This window comes from Yinghuangia sp. YIM S10712, assembly GCF_051388935.1.
Classification (GTDB): Bacteria; Actinomycetota; Actinomycetes; order Streptomycetales; family Streptomycetaceae; genus Yinghuangia.
Genome location: NZ_JBPKBI010000005.1, coordinates 75,464 through 81,872, shown reverse-complemented (window position 1 = coordinate 81,872; position 6,409 = coordinate 75,464). Strand labels below are relative to the sequence as shown.

Sequence of the window (6,409 nt, the reverse complement as noted above, 5' to 3'; positions counted from 1 at the left end):
CCCCCCCCACGCCGCCGATCGCACTCGCCGGCCACCGCACTGGCTGGGGCCCACCCGGCGCGAGTCGAACCCTGTTTCGACCAGAGCCCGGCCGGCGCGTTCGGACCCGAACCAAGAAACCTGACGCGTCGCCGCAAACCACGGGCGAGCCCGGGCTCAATCGCGCTCCGACACCAGTGCGCCCCTGGCCCGGCCGACGCATGCCCAGCCGGGGCCGACCTGCCTCCGCTCCCGGCCGGGCTTCTCGGCGCTGTCATTCGACCCTGCGATACCTCGCGCGTGGCATGCGGCGTGTCCGCCGGGCCACACTCGGCCGTTCTGCGTGTCGATTGCGGCGGCGGAGTTGTGCCTTTAATCAGCCCGGCGCTTCGACGCAATCGGCTGAACGGGTAATCGTTTTCCACAGCTCGCTTGTCCACAGGCTTGATGATCTTGAAGCTGTGCCGCCGCTCCAAGCCCGTCATCGTCGGGTGTGGAGGTGGTCACATGGCCGAGAACGACGCGGGGCCCGGCTCCCGCAGCACGAGCAATGGCAACGCTGACACCCCGGGCAGCCGCGATGACAGCGGCGGACGGCACCGCAACCGCTCCCCGCGCAACATGGCAGTCGCCGGATACGGCGAACGCGTTGCGGAACGCCGCCTGACCGAAGCCGGCCTGGTGGTCCTGGACCGGAACTGGCGGTGCGCGGCCGGAGAACTCGATCTCGTCGCCCTCGACCGGGGCGTCCTGGTGGTGTGCGAGGTCAAGACCCGCAGCTCTGCCGAGTTCGAGCACCCGTGCGCCGCGGTGGGGCCCGCCAAGGCCGCGCGCCTGCGATCGCTCGCCGAGCGGTGGATCGCCGCGCACCCGCACCTCGTGTATCCGGGCGGCGACGTCCGCATCGACCTCGTGGCAGTCGTCCCGGCGCGTCGCGGCGCCGCGCACGTCGAGCATGTGAAGGGAGCGTGCTGACGATGGCGTTCGCCCGCACACGTTCGGTCACCCTGCTCGGCGTCGACGGCGTCGTGGTCGAGGTCCAGGCCGACATCGAGCCCGGCCTCGCGGTCTTCAACCTCGTCGGCCTGCCCGACAAGAGCGTCAGCGAGTCGCGTGACCGGGTCCGCGCCGCGCTGGTCAACAGCGGTGAGGAATGGCCGCCGCGGCGCATCACGGTCGGTCTGTCGCCGGCCACCGTCCCCAAAAGCGGCAGCGGATTCGATCTGGCCGTGGCCTGCGCGATCGTGGCCGCCAACGGCAAGCTCGACCCCGCCCACCTCGCCGAGGTGATCATGGTGGGCGAGGTGGGTCTGGACGGCAGGGTCCGTGCGGTACGCGGCATTCTGCCGTCGGTCATGGCCGCCGCGGCGGCCGGCTGCCGCAAGGTCGTGGTGCCCGAGTCGGTCGCGGTCGAGGCCCGGCTCGTGCCCGATGTGGACGTCCTGGGCGTGCGGTCGCTGCGGCACCTGTTCGCGGTGCTGCGCGGCGCGCCGGTTTCGCCCGAGCCTCCGCCCTCGGTCAGTGACGGGCCCGACCCCGAGACTGTGGGGCCGATGCTGGTCACCGGCCCTTCGGCAGCGGGCGTGCCGCCGCCCGATCTGGCCGAAGTGGCCGGCCAGACCCGCGCCCGTCGCGCCTTGGAGGTCTGCGCGGCCGGCGGCCACCACCTCTACCTGTTGGGCCCACCCGGCGCCGGCAAGACGATGTTGGCCGAACGCCTGCCGGGACTGCTGCCCCCGCTGAACGCCACGGCGGCGCTGGAGGTCAGCGCCGTCCACTCGGTTGCCGGCACGCTGCCCCCCGAACACCCCCTGGTCACCGAACCGCCCTTCTGCGCACCCCACCATTCCGCGACCATGCCCAGCCTCGTCGGTGGCGGCAATGGCTTACCGCGCCCGGGCGCCGTGAGCCTGGCGCATCACGGCGTCTTGTTTCTCGACGAAGCACCGGAGTTCAGTTCGAGAGCCCTCGACGCGCTCCGCCAGCCTCTGGAAAGCGGCACGGTCACGGTTGCCCGCAGCGCGGGAACGCTGCGGTTCCCGGCGCGATTCCTGCTGGTCATCGCGGCCAACCCGTGTCCGTGCGGGCGTTTCGCAGGCCGAGGCCTCGACTGCACCTGTTCGCCCGCGATGCGGGCGAAGTACCTCGCGCGGCTCTCGGGACCGTTGTTGGACCGCGTCGACGTGCGTGTGACGGTCGACCCGGTGTCGCGCGCCGAACTGCTGGGCGCCCCCGACCCCGGCGAGACCACGGCGGCCGTCGCGGCCCGGGTGGGTGAGGCACGTGCCCGCGCGGCACACCGTTTCGCGGGAACGCCCTGGTCCGTCAACGCCGAGGTTCCCGGCCGCGAGCTGCGTACCCGTTGGTCCACCGATCCCGACGCCCTCGCCTCGGCGGCCCGTGATCTGGAACGCGGCCTGCTCACCGCCCGCGGTCTCGACCGCGTCCTCCGCGTCGCCTGGACGGTGGCCGACCTGCGGGGCCACGACCGGCCAACCGTCGCCGACGTCGATACGGCCCTGGAGTTCCGGACCGGCATCCGCCGGGGTGCGTCGCTCACCGACATGGGGGAGCGCGGCGGCGAGAGCAGATTCACCACAGACATGGCCCAGGCCACACTTGCCCGTTTGGCAACCATTGACGTCGACCGCGAGCTGAGCAGCCGAGACCGGGACGCCGCAGATGAAAACGAAACGGCCTACAGATGACGACGGCGACCCTGGCGAATCGGCGGTTCCGGACAGATGCGACTGCCCGGACGACTATCGACCCGGACAGCTCCTGCCGACAGCTCGGCATCGGCGGCAGCACCCGCCTGGGCCGCGAGCTCCCTCCCCGCAGCAGTCGCGACCCGGGCGGCAACTTCGATCCCGCACAATGTCGTCCCGGCCGCAAGCGGCGACCACCGCGACCTGCGGGGACGACGCCGCAGTTGGTGTCGGCGGTGTACAGCGGGCGGCCGGTGACGGCGTCGACGACCGAGACGGCGGCGGCGTCGCCGAGCACCTCGCCCCGCCATGGTCACGAGCACCGCCACCTCATAGAGCACGGTCGCAGTGCGGTACGCCTCGCGACGCAGCGCGGGCGGCGAGCCCGGAGGCGTCGCCTGACGCCGTGGTGTCGCCGTCGGCAAGGGCCGACTTCCCGGCTACTTCCCGACCCGGCCACACCCGGCCCTGACCACAACCACCTCCGTCCCGCCGTTCTCCGCAACTGTTTCTGGAGCTGTCATGAACGAAGAACACATCGCTCGCGCTGCCCTTGCGCGGCTGGCCGAGCCGGGGGACACCGCGATGGGGGCGGCACTGCGTGTGCACGGGCCGCATGAGGTGTTGCGGGTGCTCCAGTCCGACGGGCCACTGCCGCCCGAATTTCGACGGCGCGATCCTGCCGGGTATCGCGTGCGATTGGGCGGGCCGTCCGCCGCCGACGATCTGGCGACGGTGGCCCGGCTGGGCGGGCGCTTCGTCATTCCCGGCGACCGCCACTGGCCCACACAGCTCGACGACCTCGGCGACGCCCGGCCGATCGGGCTATGGGAGCGCGGCCCGGTGCCCGTACGCCACGCGGCCCTTCGATCCGTCGCCGTCGTGGGCTCCCGGGCCGGTACGGATTACGGCACCTATGTCACGGACGAACTCGCTCGCGGACTTGCCGGGGCCCGGTGGTCCGTCGTGTCCGGCGGTGCGTACGGCATCGACGGGGCCGCCCATCGCGGCAGCCTCGCCGGTGGCGGGACCACCGTCGCCGTGCTGGCCTGCGGCGTCGACGTCGTGTACCCGCGTGGGCACGACAGGCTGCTCGCCCGCATCGGCGAGACCGGGACGCTGGTGAGTGAACTGCCGCCAGGCTGTTCGCCGAGCCGGGTCCGCTTCGTCGAACGCAACCGCGTCATCGCCGCGTTGTCGCGCGGCACTGTCGTGGTCGAAGCGGCGTTGCGCAGTGGGGCGTTGATCACTGCACGGCGCGCCCGCGATCTCGGACGCTCGGTCATAGGGATTCCCGGACCCGTCACCGCGCCGCAGTCCGCGGGGGTGCATCAATTACTCAGGGAGGAGGACACGTACCTGGTCACGTCTGCTGCGGAAGTCATCGAGCACGTCGGCCTCATCGGCGAAGACCTCGCTCCTCGGCCGTCGGGGCCGACCCGGATCTGGGACCAACTGCCCCCGGAAGCCACCCGAGTTTGGGAGGCAGTCCCCCCGAACCGATCGGTGGACGCGGAGACGATCGCCCGAGATGCCGGAGCCGCCGCGCAGACGGTGGCCGCATGCCTCGCCGACCTGGAGGCAGGCGGCCTGGTGACCCGAGAAACAACCTCCACCGAACAGGGAGAGCAACGCACTTGGCGCCGCACGACGGTCAACTGAACGGAAGGGCAACTGTGTTGCGTCCACCGTGGGCAGCAGTTCGGAGCCGCAGCCGACCCCCGCCCCGCCCGACTCCGACGAGAACGCGCGCTCCGACTCGACCTGCCGGCGACCTGACCACATGCGACGTGGCCCCTCAAAGCCACGGCGTCGACCGCCGCGCCGGCGAAGAGGGCGGCGTCGCCGGCACCGGTGCCTTCGGCGCCTGGATCCCGCGGTGTCACTGCACACGGTTTGTACCTGTGCACCGATGCAGACCGGCAGGGTGCGGCGGGTGCACCGACCCCTGGAGGCCTCCCGCCCGTCCAGGTCATCGGCTGCGCGGGACGACCAAGACAGTCACGGTCTTCCGTCCCCGGCTGTCGGGCAGCGCGAAGCCCGGGGAAGTGTGGCGCTGTCATCGCCAGTCCGGGCGTGTTCGGTTGGTGGCCAGGGCGTCGGCGTACGTGAGTTGCCCGGTTCGGGGACCTCTGCGCTGCCTGTGGCCATCCACCGGATGAGGTGATCGAGGAGAAGAGCACCGTCCAGCGCCGGTGCAACGTGCACGCCGTACTCGCCCGACCAACCACGATCGTCGATGGTTGCCAAACAACCGGGGATCGGCCACCCGTACCCGTGGCGGTGCTTGACGCTGCGTGTCGGACTGATCACCGTAAGGGGATGCCTCCCGCCGAAGATGGTCGTCGTGTCGGGCAATGCGTTGCTCCGGGCCGTCATCGCATACGCATCCGGGCGTGCGTGTTTGGTTGTGTGCGGGGCGCCCCGGGCCTGCGGCCTGCAAATCCGGGCATTCCGGGTCCTCGGGGGTTGCGGGTCGGGGCCCTGACCCACCTGATCGAAGGAGTGGCGGACGTTCGTAGCGTTCAGGAACTGTCCGGTCACGCTACGCTCGCGACCACGCAGTTCTGTACGCACGTCTCGGTGGAACGACTCAAGGCCACGTATGCCCAAGCACATCCCAGGGCGTGACGGCGCCACCACGACCGTGTCCGACGCGGAAGCGGCCGGGCCGCGCGGTGGCGATCCGAACCGCGCGTTGGACGCCCTCTGGCGTGAGTTCAAGCTGTCCGGGGACCCGCGCCTGCGCGAGCGCCTGATCCTGCACTACTCGCCGTTGGTGAAGTACGTCGCGGGCCGCGTCGGTGTGGGCCTCCCCGCGAGTGTCGACCAGGCGGACTTCGTGTCGTACGGAATCTTCGGACTCATCGACGCGATCGAGAAGTTCGACCTCGATCGTGCGATCAAGTTCGAGACGTACGCCATCAGCCGCATTCGCGGCGCGATCATCGACGAACTCCGGGCGCTGGACTGGATCCCGCGCTCGGTGCGGCAGAAGGCGCGCAACGTCGAGCAGGCCTACGCCACGCTCGAAGGCCGCCTCAGCCGCACCCCCACCGATGTCGAAGTGGCAAGCGAGATGGGCATCGGGCTCGACGACCTGCACACGATCTTCAGTCAGATCTCGCTGGTCAACGTCATGGCCCTGGACGAACTCCTGCACGCGGGCTCGGAGACCGGCGACCGGCTTGTCGACACGCTGGAGGACACCACGGCGGACAACCCCGTCGAGGTGGCCGAGGCGCGCGAGATGCGCCACCTCCTCGCGCGCGCCATCAACGCGTTGCCGGAACGCGAGAAGACCGTCGTCACCTTGTATTACTTCGAGGGCCTGACGCTCGCGGAGATCGGTCAGGTCCTGGGCGTCACGGAGAGCCGAACCTGCCAGATCCACACCAAGGCCGTCCTCCAACTCCGAGGGAAAATGGCGGACATGCGCTGATCCTGAAGCGGTGGGAAGGGGGCGAAACCGACTCGATGCGGTCAGGCAGCCCCCGCACACGGCACACGCCGCGACGATGAGCAGCGCGACGGGCCGGTGAGGTGACCGTCCGGTTTCTGCCGTGATCTTGAGGCGCCAGTCGGGACAACGGTTCCGCCGCGAGCCCGGGGTCGTATCGAACGCCGAGGCCCGCCGAGAGCCGAGCAACTTCCCAACCGGCTCGACGCGATATGGAAGCCTCGATTCCGGCTTCGGGAAACGCGGTCCCCTGCCGGATGGG

General features: G+C 70.7%; 5 protein-coding genes. All 5 read left to right on the top strand.

Annotated elements, in window-relative coordinates; all coding sequences use genetic code 11:
• Positions 1-486: 486 nt before the first annotated feature.
• The 5 genes from ACRX5W_RS13905 (at position 487) to whiG (ending at position 6,129) form a co-directional block, all read left to right on the top strand.
• Positions 487-954 (top strand): YraN family protein, encoded by a 468-nt coding sequence (locus ACRX5W_RS13905; RefSeq protein ID WP_436788406.1) that lies wholly within the window; start codon positions 487-489, stop codon positions 952-954.
• Between the two features lie 2 nt (positions 955-956).
• Positions 957-2,687, top strand: a complete 1,731-nt coding sequence (locus ACRX5W_RS13900; RefSeq protein ID WP_436788405.1) for a YifB family Mg chelatase-like AAA ATPase — start codon at positions 957-959, stop codon at positions 2,685-2,687.
• A gap of 522 nt (positions 2,688-3,209) precedes the next feature.
• Entirely contained in the window at positions 3,210-4,349 is a 1,140-nt protein-coding gene (dprA, locus tag ACRX5W_RS13895; RefSeq protein WP_436788404.1) for a DNA-processing protein DprA, read from the top strand.
• A 660-nt stretch (positions 4,350-5,009) separates the two neighbouring features.
• Positions 5,010-5,318 (top strand): tyrosine-type recombinase/integrase, encoded by a 309-nt coding sequence (locus tag ACRX5W_RS13890; protein WP_436788403.1) that lies wholly within the window; start codon positions 5,010-5,012, stop codon positions 5,316-5,318.
• The gene (gene whiG, locus ACRX5W_RS13885; protein ID WP_436788402.1) at positions 5,293-6,129 is read left to right on the top strand and encodes an RNA polymerase sigma factor WhiG; all 837 of its coding nucleotides are present in this window, start codon (positions 5,293-5,295) and stop codon (positions 6,127-6,129) included. The genes ACRX5W_RS13890 and whiG overlap by 26 nt, the downstream gene beginning before the upstream one ends.
• The last annotated feature ends 280 nt before the right edge of the window (positions 6,130-6,409 follow it).